We start from the raw sequence: 17,453 nt of genomic DNA, 5'->3' as shown, positions 1-17,453 counted from the left end.
GCCGTTCAGCTGGCCGGGGGGACGGCGTTCACCCCCCGTTTACTATGGTCGGATGCTTGTCGAAGACCCGGGTTCCAGAGTAGGAAGCGCGGCACCGAGCCGTCGCGTGCCACAGACCCGGGTCCGGGTCACCGCGGCGGTGGCCGCGGTGCCGGTCCTGCTGCTCGTGCTGCAGGCCGTCGCCATGTGGCAGGGATTCGAAGGCCCGCTGGAGAGTGTGGCGCGGGATTACGTCGGCACACCCAAATCCATGTCCGTGCCCTGGGCCGGGCTGGTGCTTGCGCTGGTGGGTATTTCGACGCGGCGGCGATGGGTCGCGGCCGGCGTCGCGGTGGCCGTCGATGTGGTGTGGGCGGGCGCCCGCTTGCTGGCGGGGGAGCCGTTCGCGGTCGGCAACGGTCCGGTGATCGTGCTGACCGGCCTGGCGCTGGTGGCCTGGCTGCGCTGGTCCGGCCGCGAACGGCGCGACGCGCTGCACGCGGTCGCGCTCGGCGCGTTGCTCGTCTTGGCCACCAAGGTCGGCGACGTGTGGCTGCACGTCACCGTGATCGGCAAACCCACAGTGCTCGACGAGTACGTGATGCTGGCCGACCATGCGCTGGGCGACCCGTCGTGGGTGCTCGGCCGTGCGGTCGACGCGCTCGGGCCGGTGGTCTACGCGGTGCTGCACTGGGTCTATATCGAGCTGCCCGTGGCGGCGATCGTCGTGGCTGTGTGGCAGCTGCGCCGAGTGGTGTCCTCAGGCCGGTGGCCGTCGCACTATCTGGTGCGAACCTTCCTCGTGCTCGGGCTGATCGGGCCCCTGGTCTACGTGCTGTTCCCGGTGGTCGGGCCGATGTTCGCGTACGGACCCGACGGCAACGGGCTGCAACTGGGCAATTACTGGCCGGGCGTGGTACCGCCCATCGATCGGAATCCGATGCCGCTGCCGTTCGACGCCGCGGTTCCGCGTAACTGCATGCCCTCCATGCACACGGCCTGGGCGTTGTCGGTGTTCCTGCACACCCGCCGCGGCATCGACGGCGAGCCCGCTCCGCGCTGGCTGCGCTGGGGTGGCGCGTTCTGGCTGCTGGCCACCTTGACCGCCACCCTCGGTTTCGGTTACCACTACGGCGTCGACCTGGTCGCGGGCGCGGTGCTGTGCCTCACCGTCGAATCGGCGCTGCGCGAGCCCGAGCGCGGCTGGGGATGGTTCCGGGTCCGGCTGGTCGCCTCCGGTGCGGTCGTGCTGGCCGCGCTGCTGCTGTCCTACCGGTACCTCGCCGTGCCGATGGCCGACTACCCGGTGCTCGCGGGCACCGTCGTGCTCGGGCTGCTGGCCGGACTGGCGGCGGCGTTCCACGCGACGTGGTTCGCGACGGTGCGAGTGCCACGCCAGGCCGAACGGGAAGTCGAGCCCGCCACGCGCTGAAGCCGGTCGGGCGGGTCAATCGACGTCGTCGTCGCGCATCTCGTTGACGCGCAGCAGACCGTCGCGGTGGCGCTGCTCCCGGTAGGCCGTGCGCCCGATGATGTGGGCGATCACGGGGGCGGTGACCAGGGTGAACAGCCCGACCAGCACCAGTGCCCAGACGTTGCCTTGACCGCGCAGCTGGATCGCGGCGCCCACCAGCACCAGGATCAGTCCGACGACCTGCGGCTTGGTGGCGGCGTGCATCCGGGTCAGCGTGTCGGGGAAGCGCACGATCCCGATCGCGGCGGTCAGCGCGAGCGTCGAGCCGAACAGGATCAGGGCGCCCGCGAGCACCTGCCAGAGGTTCATTTTTCGTCCCGCACCCGGAATCGGGACACCGCGGCCGAGCCGAGGAAGCCGACCAGCGCCAGCACCACGATCGCGGGCACCACGGTGGTGTCGGCGCTGTAGGCCGCCCACACGGCCAGTCCGGAGGCGGCGATGGCCATCAGCGAGTCGACGGCGACGACCCGGTCCAGGGTGCTCGGTCCCACCACGACGCGGTAGGTGGTGAGCAGGGCGGCCGCGGCCAGGATGACGGCGGCGAGGACGGCGACGACGGTCACCCTGTCACCTCCGGTGGTGTGGTCGGCCGGGAGTGCGGCCATCCGGTCGGGCGTTCGAACACTTCGATCAGCAGGCGTTCCAATCGTCGCGTGGTCCGGTAGAACTCGGCCACGGCCGCGTCGCTGCCCACGTCGAGGACGTGCACGTAGACGACGCAGCGCCCGCGGTCGATCTCCAGCACCATGGTGCCGGGGATCAGGTTGAGCACGTCGGTCCACAGCACCAGCACCAGATCCGACCGCGTGGCCGAGTACACCCGCAGGACCCCGGACACCGGCGCCCCGGCGGGGCGGATCGCGAACCACGCGACCTGGAGACTCGACTTCAGCGCGTAATACGCACTCACCACGATCAATTCGACCAGCGGAAGCGGATTCAACCGACCGGTCACCGGCACTCTCGGCAGCGGCAGCGCCACCATGATCAGTGCGCCGACCACCAGCCCGCCCAGTATGTTCGCGACGCTGAGATCGCCCCACAGGGCGAGCCAGACCACGGTGAGCCACACCAGGATGCCGACCCGGACCACCGTGTCGCGCCGCGGGCCCCGCCGGGTCTGCTCGGCGCTCATCGCGGACCTCCCGGTTCGCCGGGCGAGCCGCCCAGCACCGCATTGATGTACACGCCGGGATCGCGCAGGTCGATCGCCGCCCGGTCGGCGATCGCGAGGATCGGGCCTGCCAGGACCGCCAGGCACAGACCGACCGTGACGAGCGCCGCCGTGGACAGCACCATCAGCGGCGGCATCCGGCCGGGATCGGTGCGCTCGTCGTAGTGCACGTCGGTCGTGTCCTCGATCAACGTCGGCGGCTTCGCCGCGGTGAGATGGCCCTCGGGCGCGTCTTCGCGCGGTCGCCAGAACACTTTGCTCCATACCCGGGCCACGGTATAGAGGGTGAGCAGACTGGTGAGCACAGCGCCGCCCACCAGCACCCAGGCCAGCACGCTGCCCTTCTCGGCGCCCGCCTGCAGGAGCGCCACCTTGCCGATGAACCCCGAGAACGGGGGAATGCCACCGAGATTGAGCGCGGGAACCAAGAACAGCACGGCCAGCAGCGGGCTCACCGCGGCGAGCCCGCCCAGTCGGCGCAGCGAGGTCGATCCAGCTTGCCGCTCGATCAGTCCGGCCACCAGGAACAGCGCGGTCTGCACCAGAATGTGGTGCGCCACGTAGAACACCGCGCCCGCCAGCCCGGCCGCATTGGCCAGCCCGACCCCGAACACCATGTATCCGATGTGGCTGACCAGCGTGAACGACAGCAGACGGCGGATGTCGCTCTGCGCGATGGCGCCGAGGATGCCCACGAGCATGGTGAGCAGGCCGCACACCAGTAGCACCGAGTCGAAGCCGCCGTCGGGAAACAGCAGCGAGTGCGTCCGGATGATCGCGTAGACACCGACTTTGGTGAGCAGGCCGGCGAACACGGCGGTGACCGGGGCCGGGGCGGTCGGATAGGAGTCGGGCAGCCAGTTCGACAGCGGGAAGACGGCTGCCTTGATGCCGAACGCCACCAGCAGCACCGCGAAGACGGCCGTGCGCGTGCCCTCCGGCACGGCGCCGAACCGGACGGCGAGCTGGGCGAGATTCAGTGTCCCGGTGGCCGCGTAGGTCAGTCCGATGCCGGTGAGGAAGATCAGTGACGCGACCATCGACACCATCACGTAGGCCACGCCCGCCCGGATGCGTTCGGTGGTCGCGCCCACGGTGAGCAGCACGAACGACGCCGCGAGCAGAATTTCGAAGCCCACGAAGAGGTTGAAAAGGTCACCGGCGAGGAAGGCGGCCGAGACACCGGCGGTCAGAACCAGATATGTGGGCCGGTAGATGGAGGTCGGCTGCCGCTCGTCGCCGTCGCGGATGTTCTGGCCCGCGCCGTAGAGCGCGACCGACAACAGCACGATCGACGAGACGAGCAGCATCGCCGCCGAGAGCCGGTCCACCACCAGCGTGATGCCGATCGGGGCCGCCCAGTTGCCGACCTGCAACGCGGTGGTGCCGTGCCGGTCGGCCAGGAACAGCAGCAGGCCGCAGATCACCACGACGCAGGACAGCGCGCCGACGCTGACCGCGCTCTGGATCCGGGGCCTGCGGCCGAAGACGAGCGTGGCCGCGGCGCCGAGCAGCGGAACGAGCACCGGCAGCGGCATGAGGATCGGCAGCAGGCCGGAAGCGGGGGTCACGTCTCCGGATCCTCTCCGGCCCGCCGCCGGGCGACCTCCGCGTCTTCCTCGTCGTTGGCGACGTCGTCGCTGGTGGTGAGCATGTAGGCGCGGTAGGCGAGGGCGAGCACGAATGCCGCGATGCCCATGGTGATCACGATCGCGGTGAGCACCATCGCCTGGGCGAGCGGGTCGGCCATCTCCTCGGTGTCGGCGGCGCCGTGGATGGGCGGCTTACCGTCGCCGCCGCCCGCGGTGAGGATCAGCAGGTTCACCGCGTTGCCGAACAGGATCAACCCGAGCAGCATCTTCGACACCGCGCGTTCCAGGATCAGGTACACCCCGCACGCGACCAGGACACCGATCACCACCAGCAAGGTCAGGTTGGCCGTCATGCGCCGGAACCCCCGTTCGCCGAGGGGGTCTCGGCGTCGGCCAGCTCGCTGTCCAGCCGCGCGCCGAGGCTGCGCAGCACGTCCAGCACCAGGCCGACCACGATGAGATAGACGCCGAGATCGAACAGCAGCGCGGTGACCACCTTGACGTGCCCGACCACCGGCAGCGAAACCTCGATGATCGCCGAGGACAGCGGAGGCGCGCCGAGCAGCAGCGACGACACCGCGGTGCCCGCCGCCAGCGTGAGGCCCGCCCCGAGGACGTGGCCCGCGTCTACGGGGAGCGCCTCACCCAGCTCGTAGCGGCCACCCGCGAGATACCGCAGGGTCAGCGCGAGCCCGGCGGTGAGCCCACCCGCGAAGCCACCGCCGGGGGCGTTGTGGCCGGAGAAGAAGAAGTAGACCGACAACACCATGATGGTGGGGAACACCAGGCGCGTGGTGATCTGCAGGACCATCGACCGCTCGGCCCGGTCGACCAACCGGCCCGCGGGCAGCCAGCTCACCAGCGCCGGATCATAGTCGGGAGAGTCCGCCGCCCGTGGCGCGCTGCCGAAACGCCTGCTGCGGAAGACCAGTGAGGCCACGCCGGTCGCGGCGACGACGAGCACCGAGATCTCGCCGAGGGTGTCCCATGCCCGCAGGTCGACGAGCAAGACGTTGACGGCGTTCTTGCCGCCGCCGAACTCGTAGGCGGCGTCGGGGATCCGAGGCCAGACGGGTTCGGCGGTGCGGGCCGCGACGGCGAACCCGGCCAGGACCGCGACCACCGTTCCCGTTCCCACCGCCAGTAGCGCCCTGCGCACCTTGAACGCGGTCCTGCGGCTCGCCTCGATCCGCGCGGGAAAAACGCGCAGCACGAGAACGAAGATCACCAGCGTCAGCGTCTCCACCAGGAATTGGGTGAGCGCGAGGTCGGGCGCGCCGTGCAGCGCGAAGATCACACCACTGCCGTATCCGGTCACACCGACGACCAGCACGCTCGCCAACCGGTTGCGCAGCACCGTCGCGGCGAGCGCGGTGACCACCATGATCGCCCCGATGGCCGATTGCAGCGGCGAATCCCACAGGCGCAACGTGACTCCGGTACGGGTGCCCAGGGCGAGCAGGACGGTCGGCAGGATGATCAGTGTGACCAGGATCGTGGCCTGGCTCAGCGGCAGCGACCCACGCTGTACGGCGCCGGTCATCCGCAGGGAGAGGGTGTCCATCGCGCGCAGCGTGGCGTCGTAGGCCCGGTCGGCATTGCCCAGGCGGGGGTGGTCCGATTCCGGGAAGCGGTCGCGCAGCCGGTACAGCAGGACGCCGCCGACGACGATCAGCAGGGTCGCCGCCAGGGCGGGGCCGAAGCCGTGCCACAGCGCCAGATGGGAAACCGGCGTGCCGGCAAGCGTTTCGGCGTAGGGGCGCAACCGTGCGTCCAACCAGGACGGCGCGAGACCGGCCACCAGGCCCGCGACGGCGAGGAGCACCGGTGACGCCAGGAAGAGCGCACCCGGGGGGTGCCAGCGGAGATGGTCCTCGGGTTCCGGCCGGCCCGCGGCGACGGGCACTTCGCTCGGGTGGTGGGCGAGCGGTGTGGTGGCGCCGGGAGCGGGCTCACCTTCGACACCCTTGTCGGCGAATGCGCCCTGGACGAACCTGATGCTGTAAGCGACCGTCAGTATCGAACCGAGCACGACGCAGGCCAGCACCGCCCCGCGTGCGGGCGCGGTGAGTACGTCCGCGTTCATGACGGCGCTCAGCGCGCTTTCTTTGCCGACGAAACCGAGCAGCGGCGGGATGCCGGCCATACTGAGCGCCGCGAGGATCGCGGTGCCGTACAGCACCGGAGCGCGGCGGCCGAGACCGGACAGCCTGCGCAGGTCGCGCGTTCCCGCACCGTGATCGATGATCCCGACCACCAGGAACAGGCACGCTTTGAACAGCGCGTGCGCGACGATCATCGTCACGCCCGCCAGCGCGGCGTCGGGCGTGCCGATGCCGACCAGCACGATCAGGAATCCCAGCTGGCTCACCGTGCCGAAGGCCAGCACCAGTTTCAGGTCGACTACCTGGAATGATCGCAGCCCCGCCAGCAGCATCGACGCCAGGCCGAGGGTGAGCACCAGCGGATGCCACACCGGGCTCTGCGCGAAGACCGGTGCGAGCCGGGCGATCAGGTACACGCCTGCCTTCACCATCGCCGCGGCGTGCAGGTACGCGCTCACCGGCGTCGGCGCCGCCATCGCGCCGGGCAGCCAGAAATGCAGTGGCACCACCGCGGATTTGGTGAGCGCGCCCACCAGCAGCAGCGCCACCGCGACGTCGACCGCGACCCCGCTCGGCGGCTGATTCGCGAGCAGATCCGACAGCAGATAGCTGCCGTTCGCCGTGCCCAGCACGACGATGCCTGCCAGCATCGCCAATCCGCCCGCGCCGGTCACCAGCAGGGCCTGGATCGCGGCCCTGCGGCTGGCCGCCTGCTCGGCGTTGTGACCGATCAGCAGGAACGACAGCACCGTCGTCGCTTCCCAGAACACATACAGCAGCACCATGTTGTCGCTGGTGACCAGGCCGAACATGGCGCCGGCGAACGCGACCAGCTCGGCGGCGAACACCCCGAGCCGCGCCTGGTCGTTCTCGAAGTACCTGGCGCAGTAGACCAGGACCAGCGCTCCGATGCCCAGGACGAGCGCGCACAGCACCGCCGCGAGCGTGTCGAACCGCAGATCGATGTTCAATGCGATGCTCGGCGCCCAGCTCAGGCGAACGCGCTGCGGCTCGGACCAATTCGCAATCACCCAGCCGAGACAGCCGAGTGGCACCGCGGCCAACAGGTAGAAAGCGTTGCGCCCCAGTGCCCGCACCCACAGCGGTGCCGTCAAGGCGGCTGCGGCATGAGCGAGCAGGATTGCGAGCAAACTTCACTCCGTCGGGTAGGGGCGGCGGGGTGTCCTGGACAATCCTACGTAAAGCCTGCATTTTTCGCGGAAGGGGTAAGTATGGCGTCCGCCATCCGCGGGAACAGCGGCTATATATCCGCTAATGATTCGCTTTCCGATTGCCCCTTTGCCCGGCGCTTGCTACGCGGCCGGAATTTGCGCAGTACGACGAGTCCGATCGCGCTGCCGATGACGATGGCGAGCGCGGTGCGGCCCGGGGTGGCGTCGTGCACCGTCACGTCCTCGCGCCAGTCCTTGAACTTGTCCGGCATCACCGACACCGCCGAGGGAAGGTAGAGCGCGGTGATCGCGAGCACACCGCTGGGCGCGTAGTGCGGTCGCGCCGTGCCGCAGCAGTAACCCGCGGTCAACGCGATGACGCCGCTGATCACCGCGAAGGCGACGGTCCCCGCGGAGGTCGAGGTGACGATGGCGAAGACCGCGATACCCGCGAGCAGCAGGATGGCGAGGGCGGCCGAGGGCATGCGGGCGCCGATGGCGAGTCCGGCGGCGGTCAAGGCGATCAGCACCGCGGAGGTCCAGCCGGGCCGGACCGCGTAACCCACGGCGTCGACCGCCGCGGTGAGACTCACGGCCAGGTAGACACCGGTGCCGTCGCGGCCGGGCAGCAGCATGGCCGCGGCGGTCGCGCTGACGATCGTCGCCGCGACGACGATCCCGATCTCGACCAGGTGGCTCTCGGCGGGCAGCTTGCTGTACTGGCGGCCCAGCCACTCGGTACCGGCCAGGACCACCAGCGCGAGCACCATGGCGGCGAGGATCGGCGTCACCGGCAGTGCGATCGCCATGCGCGGCGTCTTCGGCTCCTCGGTGCGCTTCCAGTTGTGCAGGGTGCTGATCACCAGCAGGGCCAGCGCCGCGCCGAGCATCCAGCGCGTCGGGGTCTCCAGCACCGCGTACGCGTCCACGTTGATGTTCAGCAGTTCCGCCAGATCGCCGAAGCCGAAGAATCCCACTCCGCCCACCGCGAAGGCCGCGCCGGGCAGCGGGCGGCGCAACACCACGGCTCCCAGCCCGCCGAGCAGTACCGCGGCGCACACCGAGTCGATGTAGTTCTGCGTGGTGAGCATCTCGGCCGTCGACGCCTGGCGTCCGGCGAAGTGGTTGATCAGCTGGGCCGTGGCGGCGGCCGTCGCGGTCGCCCACCCGGTCAGCGGCCGCGTGGTGGTGGAGACCAGCACGGCGACCGCCACGGCGACGATCACCCCCAGCGCCGCGCTGCGCGGCACGCTGTTGAGCAGGCCGGCGATCCGGTACGACGTGGACTGGCTCTGGGCGCTGACGGTGACCGGCAGGAACAGCGTGACGCCCGCGACCGCGGCTCCGGTGAAGGCCGTGGTCGCGTCGACGATCTCGCCGACCCTGACCCTGCGCACGATTGTCGAACATACCCGTGGTGCGCACCAGATCTTGTGATTGCTGGAAATTCGCCAATAAATGTCTGCGAGTGGAAAACTGCGGCGTAGCCCGAATTACCAGGGATTGGCTGAAGTTCGCGCCTCGCTTGTGATCTAGCCGCGGCTGTCCGCGTACCGGCGCAGCGTGTCGATCTGTGACGGGTCGAGCGAGGGCCGCACCACCGCCTGGGCGGCCAGCACGTCGGCCGCGGTGACGTCGGCCGCGTGCATGTCCCGGCGCATCGCCGTGAGCGCGGACTCGCGCAGCAGCGCCGCGCAGTCGGCGGCGGAGTAGCCGTCCAGTTTCTCGGCGAGCGCGTCCAGGTCGACGTCGGCGGCCAGCGGCACCGCGCGGCCGGCGGTGCGCAGGATCTCCCGCCGGGCGGCGGCGTCCGGCGGCGGTACGAAGACCAGCCGTTCCAGCCTGCCCGGCCGCAGCAGCGCGGGGTCGATCAGCTCCGGCCGGTTGGTCGCGCCCAGCACCACCACGTCACGCAACGGTTCCACGCCGTCGAGTTCGGTGAGCAGTGCCGCGACCACCCGGTCGCCGACACCGGCGTCGGCACTCTGGCCGCGGCGCGGGGCCAGCGCGTCCACCTCGTCCAGGAAGATCAGCGACGGCGCGGAATCGCGCGCCCGCTGGAACAATTCGCGCACCGCGCGCTCCGACGAGCCGACCCACCGGTCCAGCAGTTCGGCGCCCTTGACCGCGTGCACGCTGAGCTGACCGGTACCGGCCAGCGCGCGCACCAGGAAGGTCTTGCCGCAGCCGGGCGGGCCGTAGAGCAGCACCCCGCGCGGCGGCTCGATGCCGAGGCGGGCGAAGGAGTCCGGGTGCCGCAGCGGCCACAGCACCGCCTCGGTCAGCGCCTGCTTGGTTTCCACCATGTCGCCGACGTCGTCCAGGCTCAGGCTGCCGATGGCGAGTTCCTCCATACCGGAGCGCGACAGCGGCCGGATGACCTCGAGCGCGCCGAGCAGGTCGGGTTGGGTGAGCTGTGGCTCGCCCTGCTCCCTGGCCCGTGACGCCGCGCGCAGCGCCGCCTCCCGGCACAGCGCCGCCAGATCCGACATCACGAATCCCGGCGTGCGCGCGGCGATCTCGTCGAGCTTCAGCTCCGCGGTCGGCACCCGGCGCAACAGCTGCTCGAGCAGCGCCTTGCGCACGGCGGCCGACGGCAGCGGCAGCGCGAGTTCGCGGTCGCACAGGTCCGGTGCCCGCAGCCGCTGGTCGATCCCGGCGGGATGCGCCGTGGTCGCGAGGAACGCGACGCAGGGTTCGGCGATCGCGGCGCGCAACTGGTCGAGGATGAGCGTGGCGACCGGCTCGGCGGCCGCGGGCAGCAGCGCATCGATGTCGGTGATCAGCAGGACGCCGCCCTTGCCGCAACCGATATCGGCCACCGCCTCGGCGACCACGCGCAGCCGCGCCCCGCTCTCGGCCGCACCGATGGTGGGGCCGTCCAGCTCCACCACGCGCCGCGGGGCAGCGACCGAGCGGGCCAGCGTCGCTTTGCCGACACCGGCCGGGCCGGTGATCAGCACGCCGAGGTGCGGGCGTGCGCCGAGCGTGCGCAGCAGTTCGGGCTCGTCCAAGGCGAGGGTGAGCCATTCGCCGAGCTTCGCGGCCTGGCTGCGCGCGCCGGCCAGGTCTTCGACCGAGATGATCGCGGTGGCGTCCCCGGGCGCCGCGATCCGGCCCACCGTGGCGCCGTTGGTGCCCGCGGCCGTGTCGAAGACGGCGGCCTCGATGGCGCCGCGCGAGGCCTCGCCCACCGGGATCGGGGTTCCGGCCGAGGCCAGATCGGCGGCGGCGCGTGCGGCTACCGCCCCCGCGCCCCAGACGACCGCGGTATTCGGCTGCACGCTCACCGGCCCGCGCGGATCGGTGGCGGTGACGGTGAGCAACTCCGTGGTCCAGGCGATGCCGAAAGTGCGTGACAGCGCCTGGCTGGCCGCCGCGGAGCTGATGTCGGGGCCGAGGTCGCGCGGCAACAGCGAGACCGCGTCGCCGACCGTGACGACCTTCCCGAGCAGCGCCTGCCGCAGGGTCGCGCCCGGAATCGTCCGGGTGGCGTGTACCGAGCCGCTCACCGTGATCTGTTTCGCGCCGTAGACGGTGGCGGGGGAGATCACCACGGTCGCGTCTTCACGCAACCCGGCGTTGGACAGCGTGACGTCGTCGAGCAGGGCGACCCCGGCGGGCGTTCCCTGGCGCGCCACGCCGACCACCGCGGCCGTGCGCCGTGAGCCGACCAGGATGATTCCGTCCCACTCCCGCAATCCCAGTGCGGTCAGCGCCTCCGGATGCAGCCGGACCACCCCGCGCCGGGCGTCAGCGGCGGAGGGATTCAAGCGGGCGGTGAGTGCCAGTTCTGCCACTGTGCCATTCTGCCGCGTCAGCACGGCATCGGTCACGGTTCATCGTTCCGCGGCCCGTGGAGGAGGGGTCGTCCGCCTACTTCTTCACGATTCCGGCGGCGATCGCGACCGAGGTGCCTGCGACGCTCGGCGACAGGCACACCAGCTTGGCGGTGCCCAGCGCGACGTTCGGGCTGCCGTCGAACGGGCCGCCCGGGTTCTCCGCGAGGATCTGCTCGATCAGCGCCTTCTCGCCGTCGGTGTCCAGCTTCCGGAATTCACCGCAGGTGGTGCTGGACGCCGGGCCGAGCGAGGGATCGCTCTGGTTCGTCGTGGCCGGCTCCTCCGTGTTCGCCGGGGTATCCGGAGTAGCGGTGTCGGGAGCGGTCGTGGTGCGCGCGGCCGAGGCGGACGTGGTCGCGCTCGCGGAGCCCTTGCGCAATCCGTTCGCGTCGGTGGACTCGTCCGCTCCGCCGCAGCCTGCCAGCAGGAAACCCACCGTCCCGACGGCCAGGACGATGGCGGAAGTTCGTTTCATACCGTGCTTTCCCGGGTGGATCTCGGTGCCGGAGGCCCCGGCGTTCGCAGCAGCGTACCGGTTCCGCCGGGATCAGTGAATGTGTGCCTGCCAATCCGCCGGAACGCGCCCGCGCGGGCCCGGCACGCCCTGATCAGCCGGATGACTGTGCGGTGGCGCCAATTCCGGTCCGCCGGTGTACATCTCTCCGGTCTCGAAGTTGTAGTACCAGTCCTCACCCGGCTCGAAACTCTGGATGAACGGGTGACCGGTGCTCTTCGCGTGACCGGTCGCGTGCTGCGCGGGGGAGGTGTCGCAGCAGCCGACATGCCCGCACTGGGCGCAGCGGCGCAGATGCACCCACCAGCCGGAGTTCTGCTCGCACTCCGCGCAGCCGGGACCGCTGGGTGCGACGGCGGGATCGATGCCCGCGAGTTGCTCGGTCATGATTGTCCTTCCGTGTTCGCCGCGGTGGCGCCGTCGATCTGCTCCTGTCCGGGGCGGTGCAGCGGCAGCCGGACGCTGAACCTGGTGTCGCCCGGCTCGGAGTCCACCCGGATGTCGCCGTCGTGCTTGTTGACCACGATGCGGAACGAGATGTCCAGTCCGAGCCCGGTGCCCTCGCCCATCGGCTTGGTGGTGAAGAACGGTTCGAAGATCCGGTTGCGCGCCTCCGGCGAGATGCCGGAGCCGGTGTCGCCGATCTCCACGACCGCGCAGTCGTTCTCGTGCCTGGTGCGGATGCTCAAGGTGCCTTCGCCGTTCATCGCGTACACCGCGTTGTCGATCAAGTTGGTCCACACCTGGTTGAGCTCGGCGGCGTAGCAGGGCACCTGGGGCAGGGTGCGGTCGTACTCCTTGACCACGCGCACCCCGTCACCGATCTTGCGGCTGAGCATCACCAGCGTGCTGTCGAGCAGTTCGTGGATGTCGACCACCTGGAACGGCGCCCGGTCCATCTGCGAGTACTGCTTCGCGGCGCCGACCAGCGAGGAGATCCGCGTGGTCGAATCGCCGATCTCGTTCATCAGCAACTCGGTCTCGATGGTGTAGTTCAGCCAGCGGACGGCGCCTTGGAACACCTGTTCCGGAGCGCCTTCCAGCGTGGCGGCCACGCGCTCCAGCCAGTCGGTGTCGAAGCCGGCCTGGACGAAGTTCGGCGCGAGGTTCCAGCCGTCGGCGATGCCGTGCTCCTCCAGCCATTCGCCGAGCAGGTCCTCCCGGTCGGCGGCCTCCATGGGCGAGAGTTCCGGCGCCTTCGCGACCTGGGCGGCCGCCTCCTCCTGGAGGCGCACCAAGGCGCCGAGGGAGGACGGATCGAACTTGCCCTCCGCCATCATCGCGAGCTTGTGCCGCATGCCGGCGACTCGTTCGCGCAGGCCTGCGGTGGCGCGCACCGCCGCGGCGGCCGGATTGTTCAGCTCGTGGGTGAGACCCGCCGACAGTGAACCGAGCGCGAGCAGCCGTTCGCGCTCGCCGATGCGCGCGTTGGTGTTGCGGTTGCCGAAGAACACGCCCTCGAGCAGGTGCACCGCCATCGGGAACCACTCGTGCATCATCCGGGCGAAGACCTCGGCGTCCAGCACGTAGAACCGCGACGGTCGCGTCACGTACATCGAGCCGTTGTAGGTCTGCTCGACCTTGTCGCCGATATAGGACATCCACGCGCCCGCGTAGGAGCCGTGGTGCTCGGTGCGGACCAGCTCGATCTCCGCGCCCGCGGACTGTTTGGTGAGCACCACCTCGCCGTCCATCAGCACGTAGAAGCAGGTGGCCGGTTCGCCTTCGCGGAAGACGAGACCGGGTTCGATGGTCTCGATCCGGCCGTCGGCGCACAGCCATTCCAGTTGCTCGTCGTTCAGTTTCTCGAACAGGAACAGGGTGCGCAGCTCGGCGGGGTCGCACACCAGCCTGCTGCTGCGGTCCGCGGTCTGGTTCGAAGTCATTGCGGCCTCCTGATCAGGCGAGATAACGGTGGACGAGCATGACGGCCATCGCGCCCTCGCCGACGGCGGAGGCGACGCGCTTGGCCGACTCGGCGTGCACGTCGCCCGCCACGAACACGCCGGGCACGCTCGTCTCCAGATGGTGCGGTGGCCGGGACAGCTCCCAGCCCGCGGGGCGTGCGCCGTCGACCATCAGGTCCGGCCCGGCGAGCACGTAACCCGCGTCGTCGCGGGTGACGACACCGTCGAGCCACTCGGTCTGCGGCGCGGCGCCGATGAACAGGAACAGCCGCTCCGCGTCGGCCTTCTCCTCGGCGCCGGTCCGGTTGTCGCGCAGCACGATCTGTTGCAGGTGATCGGCGCCGTCGGCGGCGACCACCTCGGTGTTGGTGTGCACCTGGATGTTGCCGATCTGCGCGATCTGCTGGATCAGATAGTGCGACATGGACTGCTCCAGCGAATCCGCCCGGACCAGCAGGTGCACGGTGCGCGCGTTGCGGGACAGGAACACCGCGGCCTGGCCCGCGGAGTTCGCGCCGCCCACGATGTAGACCTCGTGATCGGCGCACTCGGACGCCTCGGTCATGGCCGAGCCGTAGTACACGCCGCGCCCGGTGAAATCGTCGACGCCCGGCGCCGGATGGCGGCGGTAGTCGACGCCGGTCGCGATGATCACCGTGTGCGCGCACAGGCTGCCGCCGTCGGCGAACCGCACGGTGCGCGCGGACCCGTTCACCTCCAGCGCGACCACCTCGCGCGTGGTGACCACCTCGGCGCCGAACTTCGCGGCCTGCCGCCGCGCCCGGTCGGCCAGCTGGGCGCCGGACAGGCCGTCGGGGAAGCCCAGGTAGTTCTCGATGCGCGAGCTCTGCCCCGCCTGCCCGCCGGTCGCGGTCCGTTCCACGAGCACGGTGCGCAGGCCCTCGGACGCGCCGTAGACCGCCGCGCCCAGACCGGCGGGACCGCCGCCGACCACGATCAGGTCGTAGAACTCGCCGGCCGCGGCGACGGTCAGGCCGACGTTCCGGGCCAGTTCACTGTCGGAGGGCTGCACGAGCGCCTCGCCCGCCGAGGTGATCACCACCGGACAGCGCTCGGGGTCGGCCCCCGCCGCCTCCAGCAGGCGCGCGCCCTCCGGCTCGTCGGCCAGGTACCACCGGTAGGGCAGCTGGTTACGGGCCAGGAATTCGCGCACCTGTGACGACCGGGGCGACCAGCGATTGCCGACCACCTTGGTCTCGGTGACCGGCCGATGCTCGCTGCCGCGCCAGGCCTCCAACAGGCCGTCCAGCACCGGGTAGAGCTTCTCCTCCGGCGGGTCCCACGGCTTGAGCAGGTAATGGTCCAGGTCGACGACGTTGATCGCGTCGATCGCGGCGTTGGTGTCGGCGTAGGCGGTCAGCAGCACGCGGCGCGCGTAGGGATGCAGGTCCATCGCCTGCTCCAAGAATTCGATGCCGTCCATGCCCGGCATCCGGTAGTCGGCGATCAACACCGCGACCGGCTGCCCGCGCAGCTTCATCTCGCGCAGCGCCTCCAGCGCCTGCGCACCCGACTCCGCGCGCAGAATCCGGTATTCGGCGCCGTAACGGCGGCGCAGGTCGCGGACGACCGCCCGGGAAACGCCCGGATCGTCATCGACGCTCAGGATGGCCGGTTTCGTAGCAGCGGGAGAACTCACCTGACGAGTATGGAGCCTGTCGATGCGGTCTGTCGTGGGCGTTCGCCCACGGCTCAGAGCCGATGATGCCGGACGAGATCGAGCTCACGCGGAGTGAGCAGGCGCTCCAGACGTTCTTCCTGTGCGGCCGCGCGGGCGGTGCGCGGGAATGCCGACGCGCCGCGGGTTCTTCGCCTGTTCTCGGGCTCGACGGCGGGCAGTAGCGGAACCTGGTCCGCGGGTCGAAGATGCAGCAGGGAGCGCAGTTTCACGGCCGATCACCTCACGTTGGGACGCCGAAAGTTGGAGGCAGTGTCTGTTGCTTCATCTATCTGTGATTGTCCGCCGCGCATTACAGCGGCCGGTGCGTCGGTAGCGAAATGTGACGTAGCTGTCTTCCCGTCTAAAATGTGCGCGCATCGTCCACACGCGTTCGGACAACCGGCCATCGGTCCGTCGCTCGTATCCCGGAGGCAGCGTTGCCGAAGAATCTCGAAGCCACCATCGACATCGCCGCACCCCCTGAGCGGGTGTGGGCGGTGGTCTCCGATCTGAAGCGGATGCCGGAGTTCAGCCCGCAATGTGTGCGCATGGTGGCGCTCGGCTCGCTCCGGGCGGGCACCTGGACGGTCAACCTCAATCGCGACGGCAAAAAATACTGGCCGACCACCTCCCGGATCGTGCGTTTCGAGCCGAACCAGGCGTTCGCCTTCCGGGTCACCGAGAACCGGACGGTGTGGAGCTACACCCTGGAGCCGACCGAGTCGGGCACGCGGCTGATCGAGCGGCGGGATGTGCCCAACGGCACCACCTGGTTCTCCCGCAAGGCGATCGAGGCTGTGCTCGGCGGTGAGCTCTCGTTCGAGGAGCAGCTGGTGCGCGGCATGAACGAGACGCTGGGCAAGATCAAGACGGCGGTCGAGGCGGGCGCCTGAGGCCCGCGCGGCGACTTCGCCGTCGGACACGCGTGACGCGGTGCTGTCACGGGAGGCCGTGACAGCACCGCGGCGAGTGCGGCGTTACTTCCAGTTGGGCAGGTTCACAACCTGCGCCGCGTAGGAGAGGCCCGCGCCGAACGCGATGAGCAGGGCCGTGTCGCCCGGCTTGGACTCGCCCTTGCGCAGCAGCGCCTCCATCGCCAGCGGGATCGAGGCGGCGGAGGTGTTGCCCGCGTCCTCGATGTCGTTGGCGAGCGCGCAGTGCTCGGGCAGCTTCAGCACCCGGGCCATGATCTCGATGATGCGGCCGTTGGCCTGGTGCGGGATCATCGCGTCCAGGTCCTCCGGAGACAGGCCGGCGCGGTCGATGGCGTCCCGGCACACCTTCTCCAGCGAATGCGCGGCCCACCGGAACACCGCGGTGCCTTCCATGGCCAGATACGGCCGCACCGCCTCCAGGCCCTTCTCATCGATCTCGTGGAAGTACTCCATCCAGTCCTTGTCCTGCCGGATGGCGTGGTGCTGGGTGCCGTCCGAGCCCCACACGGTGGGGCCGATGCCCGGCTCGTCGGCGGGCCCTACGATCACCGCGCCCGCGCCGTCGGCGAAAAGGAAGGCGGTGGAGCGGTCGGTGGGGTTGACCGTGTTCGTCAGCTTCTCCACGCCGATCACGAGCACGTGTGCGGCGGTACCCGCGCGGACCAGATCCGATGCCAGCGCGATCGAGTGGCAGAAGCCCGCGCAGCCGGCCGAGACGTCGAAGGCGGCGGCGCCGTTCATGCCGAGTTCGGTGGCGATGCGCGGCGCGGCCGCCGGCGTCAGCAACAGATGGGTCGAGGTAGCAACGATCACGCAATCGACTTGGTCGACCGCGAGGCCCGAGGATTCCAGCGCGCCGCGCGCGGCCGCGACGCTCATGCTCTGAATCGTCTCCGATTCGTCGGCGAACCGCCGTGTCTTGATGCCCGACCTGGTGCGGATCCACTCGTCGCTGGAGTTGATCGGACCTGCCACCTCGTCGTTGGTGACCACTCGAGCAGGGCGGTAAACGCCGAGCCCGAGAAGCGCCGTGTGCTCAGCCCCGGTGGTCTGGGCGATTCGAGCAGCCATCTGC

At 70.1% G+C, this 17,453-nt stretch carries 16 protein-coding genes; 2 read left to right on the top strand and 14 right to left on the bottom strand.

From position 1 onward, the window contains the following. Nucleotides 1-52: 52 nt before the first annotated feature. Complete coding sequence (locus tag ON19_RS28510) at nt 53-1,411, top strand: phosphatase PAP2 family protein (protein ID WP_043699350.1); 1,359 nt, start codon at nt 53-55, stop codon at nt 1,409-1,411. Nucleotides 1,412-1,426: 15 nt separating this feature from the next. On the opposite strand, the gene mnhG is transcribed toward ON19_RS28510, so the two are convergent. From mnhG to ON19_RS28445, 13 genes are all read right to left on the bottom strand, one after another. Then, entirely contained in the window at nt 1,427-1,762 is a 336-nt protein-coding gene (gene mnhG, locus ON19_RS28505) for a monovalent cation/H(+) antiporter subunit G (RefSeq protein WP_043699344.1), read from the bottom strand. Beyond that, nucleotides 1,759-2,019 carry a monovalent cation/H+ antiporter complex subunit F gene (locus tag ON19_RS28500; RefSeq protein WP_043699728.1) on the bottom strand — a complete coding sequence of 87 codons (261 nt, stop codon included), beginning with the start codon at nt 2,017-2,019 and terminating at the stop codon, nt 1,759-1,761. The genes mnhG and ON19_RS28500 overlap by 4 nt, the downstream gene beginning before the upstream one ends. Further along, nucleotides 2,016-2,591 (bottom strand): Na+/H+ antiporter subunit E, encoded by a 576-nt coding sequence (locus ON19_RS28495; RefSeq protein WP_043699341.1) that lies wholly within the window; start codon nt 2,589-2,591, stop codon nt 2,016-2,018. The genes ON19_RS28500 and ON19_RS28495 overlap by 4 nt, the downstream gene beginning before the upstream one ends. Further along, nucleotides 2,588-4,201, bottom strand: coding sequence for a Na+/H+ antiporter subunit D (locus ON19_RS28490; protein ID WP_043699333.1), 1,614 nt, complete (start codon nt 4,199-4,201; stop codon nt 2,588-2,590). The genes ON19_RS28495 and ON19_RS28490 overlap by 4 nt, the downstream gene beginning before the upstream one ends. Further along, nucleotides 4,198-4,575 (bottom strand): Na(+)/H(+) antiporter subunit C, encoded by a 378-nt coding sequence (locus ON19_RS28485; RefSeq protein WP_043699326.1) that lies wholly within the window; start codon nt 4,573-4,575, stop codon nt 4,198-4,200. The genes ON19_RS28490 and ON19_RS28485 overlap by 4 nt, the downstream gene beginning before the upstream one ends. Beyond that, complete coding sequence (locus tag ON19_RS28480; protein ID WP_043699325.1) at nt 4,572-7,478, bottom strand: Na+/H+ antiporter subunit A; 2,907 nt, start codon at nt 7,476-7,478, stop codon at nt 4,572-4,574. The genes ON19_RS28485 and ON19_RS28480 overlap by 4 nt, the downstream gene beginning before the upstream one ends. 110 nt (nt 7,479-7,588) lie before the next feature. Then, nucleotides 7,589-8,896, bottom strand: coding sequence for a hypothetical protein (locus ON19_RS28475; RefSeq protein ID WP_043699321.1), 1,308 nt, complete (start codon nt 8,894-8,896; stop codon nt 7,589-7,591). 135 nt (nt 8,897-9,031) lie between these two features. Then, the gene (locus ON19_RS28470) at nt 9,032-11,299 is read right to left on the bottom strand and encodes an AAA family ATPase (protein ID WP_043699726.1); all 2,268 of its coding nucleotides are present in this window, start codon (nt 11,297-11,299) and stop codon (nt 9,032-9,034) included. A 76-nt stretch (nt 11,300-11,375) separates the two neighbouring features. Continuing rightward, nucleotides 11,376-11,816 carry a hypothetical protein gene (locus ON19_RS28465; protein ID WP_043699319.1) on the bottom strand — a complete coding sequence of 147 codons (441 nt, stop codon included), beginning with the start codon at nt 11,814-11,816 and terminating at the stop codon, nt 11,376-11,378. 72 nt (nt 11,817-11,888) lie between these two features. Continuing rightward, nucleotides 11,889-12,242 (bottom strand): UBP-type zinc finger domain-containing protein, encoded by a 354-nt coding sequence (locus tag ON19_RS28460; protein WP_043699318.1) that lies wholly within the window; start codon nt 12,240-12,242, stop codon nt 11,889-11,891. After that, nucleotides 12,239-13,741 (bottom strand): ATP-binding protein, encoded by a 1,503-nt coding sequence (locus ON19_RS28455; protein WP_043699317.1) that lies wholly within the window; start codon nt 13,739-13,741, stop codon nt 12,239-12,241. The genes ON19_RS28460 and ON19_RS28455 overlap by 4 nt, the downstream gene beginning before the upstream one ends. 13 nt (nt 13,742-13,754) lie before the next feature. After that, the gene (locus tag ON19_RS28450; RefSeq protein ID WP_043699315.1) at nt 13,755-15,422 is read right to left on the bottom strand and encodes an NAD(P)/FAD-dependent oxidoreductase; all 1,668 of its coding nucleotides are present in this window, start codon (nt 15,420-15,422) and stop codon (nt 13,755-13,757) included. Nucleotides 15,423-15,475: 53 nt separating this feature from the next. Then, complete coding sequence (locus ON19_RS28445; protein ID WP_043699312.1) at nt 15,476-15,673, bottom strand: hypothetical protein; 198 nt, start codon at nt 15,671-15,673, stop codon at nt 15,476-15,478. Nucleotides 15,674-15,880: 207 nt separating this feature from the next. Between ON19_RS28445 and ON19_RS28440 the strand changes: the two genes are divergently transcribed. After that, entirely contained in the window at nt 15,881-16,336 is a 456-nt protein-coding gene (locus tag ON19_RS28440) for an SRPBCC family protein (RefSeq protein WP_043699305.1), read from the top strand. 84 nt (nt 16,337-16,420) lie between these two features. Here the strand turns inward: ON19_RS28440 and ON19_RS28435 are convergent, their stop codons facing one another. Continuing rightward, nucleotides 16,421-17,449, bottom strand: coding sequence for a beta-ketoacyl-ACP synthase III (locus tag ON19_RS28435; RefSeq protein ID WP_043699303.1), 1,029 nt, complete (start codon nt 17,447-17,449; stop codon nt 16,421-16,423). Nucleotides 17,450-17,453: the final 4 nt, after the last annotated feature.

Source organism: Nocardia abscessus NBRC 100374 (genome assembly GCF_000308455.1).
GTDB lineage: Bacteria > Actinomycetota > Actinomycetes > Mycobacteriales > Mycobacteriaceae > Nocardia > Nocardia abscessus.
Note: the sequence above shows the minus strand (reverse complement) of the source record. Positions and strands in the feature narration are given on the sequence as shown.

Bases quoted from the DNA above. Each gene is read 5' to 3' on its own strand.
- ON19_RS28510 (WP_043699350.1), top strand. From the start codon at position 53: ATGCTTGTCGAAGACCCGGGTTCCAGAGTAGGAAGCGCGGCACCGAGC.
- mnhG (WP_043699344.1), bottom strand. From the start codon at position 1,762: ATGAACCTCTGGCAGGTGCTCGCGGGCGCCCTGATCCTGTTCGGCTCG.
- ON19_RS28495 (WP_043699341.1), bottom strand. From the start codon at position 2,591: ATGAGCGCCGAGCAGACCCGGCGGGGCCCGCGGCGCGACACGGTGGTC.
- ON19_RS28485 (WP_043699326.1), bottom strand. From the start codon at position 4,575: ATGACGGCCAACCTGACCTTGCTGGTGGTGATCGGTGTCCTGGTCGCG.
- ON19_RS28465 (WP_043699319.1), bottom strand. From the start codon at position 11,816: ATGAAACGAACTTCCGCCATCGTCCTGGCCGTCGGGACGGTGGGTTTC.
- ON19_RS28460 (WP_043699318.1), bottom strand. From the start codon at position 12,242: ATGACCGAGCAACTCGCGGGCATCGATCCCGCCGTCGCACCCAGCGGT.
- ON19_RS28455 (WP_043699317.1), bottom strand. From the start codon at position 13,741: ATGACTTCGAACCAGACCGCGGACCGCAGCAGCAGGCTGGTGTGCGAC.
- ON19_RS28435 (WP_043699303.1), bottom strand. From the start codon at position 17,449: ATGGCTGCTCGAATCGCCCAGACCACCGGGGCTGAGCACACGGCGCTT.